A 3036-nucleotide genomic window follows, 5' to 3' on the forward strand; every position below is an offset into this window, starting at 1 on the left:
TAACGTTTCAACTTCAACTACTTCAAAGTAATTCAACAACCCTTCGGGTAATAATAATTCATAGCCTGTTTGCATGATGCGAAATTAGAAAAAAAAATGCCTAGTCCACAAGAATTCGGGTTGATCCGTTGATCCTTTACATCTTGGTTTACAGTAAATATGTATTAACCCTAAATCTACACTTCAAACAATAAAGGCAGTGGCAAGTATCTAAATAAAGAAAGCATGTAACTCATTGAATTACATGCTTTCTTATTTATTAAAAGTGACCGCGCTAGGATTCAAACCTAGAACCTTCTGATCCGTAGTCAGATACTCTATCAAGACCTTTAAAACTCGGCAAAGCCTTCGTTTTCAAGGCTTCAGTTGAGCCACACAGCCATTGCTTCACACTTGCGGTTGACATCTCAGTTGACATTTAGTAGTCTGTTCATATATCAATCAAGATTGATTATTAATATTATTATTTTCATTAAAATCAAAACGGTAAATAGTTTTCATACTTACCGCTTCAATTATTATTCTAATTAATTCTCTGATAACTGTCTTTAGTATTAGAAAGTGTACCATCATTATGAAATTCTTGTAGTATCAAACTTATAGTATTCAATTCAACAATTTGAGAAGTGACCCAATCTTCTTCATCACTGAACATCTGATATAGTTTATCTGATTCAATCTTATACTTACCGACTTCTTTATAATCAGTTTCCTTTGTACTTGTATATTCAAATGTTCCGTCTGATTTAAATTCTAAATGAGTATGAATTGAACCATTATTTGTGGTTAGTTTCCATTTGCCAACAATAGAATTAGTTTGCTCTTCGTCTTTGTCGTCATCGCTGCTACAAGCGTTAAAACCTAAGAATAATGTAGCTAGTAACAAGATAGCCGAAATAAATTTAATCTGCTTCATTTTTGATTTGTTTTGATTTATTAATTTGTAAATATCAACTCCTATATTAATTATAGTAATTTGTCTTGCTGTTTGTTTTTTGAACACTATAACTGTTACTTTTCACCGAAAAAACAATTTCACCATTATAGATAATATCATAAATATATGGCTCTCCATTTATTGTAGTTTCAAAATGAGCTATTGTTGAAAAATCATATACTTCTATGATATTTCCTGTTGGTGCATATAATACTTCTTTATAAGAGTAGGTAATATGTTTAATATTGAAGGTTTTGGCGTTATCCCAATAGAATAGTTTCTTTAGATAATTTTCCGCATCAGTTTTATTAAAATCATATTTTGTATTTTCTATTGTTGGTTCTTGATCATTCTCTTCATTGTCATTGTTACAAGCACTAAAGCATAAAAATATAAGAGTTAATAATAATACCGAAATAAATTTGATTTGTTTCATTTTTGTTAGTTTATTGGATTTAATTTATTGATTAATAATATTTTATAATTAAAACTGTGAATTTTATTGCTCTTTTACAGTCTCAATATTTTTTCTATGGAGGATTTATTAAAAATCAATTCTAATGGCAAATTCCAAGCAATGCAAACATTTCTAAGTAATATTACTTTTTCTGTTGTACAACCTTCACCAGCTGTAGACATTTCCTTAAGAATGTATGCAACGGTTTTTCTTACTTCATAGGATGATTCTTTCAAAACTTCTATTGTCAGTTGTCTTGACATCTTTTTTGCCTTATCAATAATATCATCTGTTAATGATAGCTTGTCTTTCAATTTTTCAAAATAACAATGTTCATCAAAGGTAATTTCATAATCAGCACACATCATATTTGTGATAATGGATGCAACTGCGACTTTTTCTGTTTCTATTAAATTCATAGTTTACAATACTTAGTTTGTGTCTTTCGGTTTCCCTATGAAAGACGGTTATATAAAATAAGAAAGCAAGGGAACGATTGAACTATTACACATCTGATTTGAAGGGTCTCGACTCCCTGCCATTCAAGATAGTAAATAGACAACCGCCCCTTGCCAATACTTTATATAATACCTTATGAGGTTATATAACGATGACAAGGAAAGCGTGTTGCTATTACTCTCTGATGGCTAAAAATTGTCGAGATTTTCAAATCAAGAGTAATGCTTTTATGCTTTCGTTAATATGTCCTTCCAAAAATCAACTCTTTGATAAATTGGAATTGATACAAAGGTAAACAAAAGCTATGATCTGCAAATAATTGAGTTGAGTATTTATTAAAAATGAATATTTTAGATTTATTTGACTCTATTTTACACATTGAACCGTTAAAGAATATAATAAGGCTTGATATACAGATTTATTAATAGATTCTTATTTATAGTATATTACTTTTTATAGGGATTTGGAATGTGTTTTACTGTGCTGATTTGCGTGTAAAGTTTCTATTTTCTTATCGTACTATGCGGGGGTCGTTATGGGGTACTAGGGGAGCATTTATATACCTTTTACTCCTTTTCCTTTATGAGTAGGGGGATATATTGTTTTTGATATAACTTTTTGCTAAAAATATTTTCACATTTTACAACATTTCATTATAAATCTTTATCTTCGTTGCCTAAACTTTTAAATGTAAAATTATGAAGAAGATCGCTTTAATAATATGTTTTATTTTTTTTGCTGGAGATATGTTCTCTCAAATTGAAGAAATACGAAACAAAAGTTTAGTTATAACCAACCCATCAATTTTTCCATACGGAGTAAATATAAATATGGAACTTCCTGTTACTACAAGATGGGCGAGAGAATTTAATTTCTCGGCTAATGGAAAGGGAGATATATTTTCATTTGGAGTCGTAGCCAATGGAGCTAAATTAGAATATGGGTATATAGGAGGAGATAGGATGGATAATTCTAATATTAATTATGCAAATCCATGGATGGTATTTTTACCAGCTGGTAAAATAGGAATTGGAACATTGACTCCTCATTATTTACTGTATAATATAATTGAAAAGTAGTCCACTTAGTAATTGAAAAGTATACCACTAAGTGTCTCGGATGAGATTGGCTAAAGATATTTATTCTTCATCAGGTTGTAACATTTTTTTAGTTTCTTTAACTC

Annotated in this window: 4 protein-coding genes and 1 tRNA gene; 1 reads left to right on the forward strand and 4 read right to left on the reverse strand. The window is 29.6% G+C overall.

Features of this window, described 5'->3' with window-relative positions:
- Positions 1 to 266: 266 nt before the first annotated feature.
- From G7Y57_RS17745 to G7Y57_RS17760, 4 genes are all read right to left on the reverse strand, one after another.
- Positions 267 to 381, reverse strand: a tRNA-Arg gene (locus tag G7Y57_RS17745).
- A 142-nt stretch (positions 382 to 523) separates the two neighbouring features.
- Positions 524 to 916 carry a lipocalin family protein gene (locus G7Y57_RS17750; protein WP_165027320.1) on the reverse strand — a complete coding sequence of 131 codons (393 nt, stop codon included), beginning with the start codon at positions 914 to 916 and terminating at the stop codon, positions 524 to 526.
- Positions 917 to 962: 46 nt separating this feature from the next.
- Positions 963 to 1373: a hypothetical protein gene (locus G7Y57_RS17755; protein ID WP_165027322.1), complete on the reverse strand. Its 411-nt coding sequence runs from the start codon at positions 1371 to 1373 to the stop codon at positions 963 to 965.
- Positions 1374 to 1447: 74 nt separating this feature from the next.
- Positions 1448 to 1813: a hypothetical protein gene (locus tag G7Y57_RS17760; protein ID WP_165027325.1), complete on the reverse strand. Its 366-nt coding sequence runs from the start codon at positions 1811 to 1813 to the stop codon at positions 1448 to 1450.
- A gap of 738 nt (positions 1814 to 2551) precedes the next feature.
- Here G7Y57_RS17760 and G7Y57_RS17765 point away from each other — a divergent pair.
- The gene (locus tag G7Y57_RS17765) at positions 2552 to 2932 is read left to right on the forward strand and encodes a hypothetical protein (protein WP_165027328.1); all 381 of its coding nucleotides are present in this window, start codon (positions 2552 to 2554) and stop codon (positions 2930 to 2932) included.
- Positions 2933 to 3036: the final 104 nt, after the last annotated feature.

The organism is Dysgonomonas sp. ZJ279, assembly GCF_011039205.1.
GTDB lineage: Bacteria > Bacteroidota > Bacteroidia > Bacteroidales > Dysgonomonadaceae > Dysgonomonas.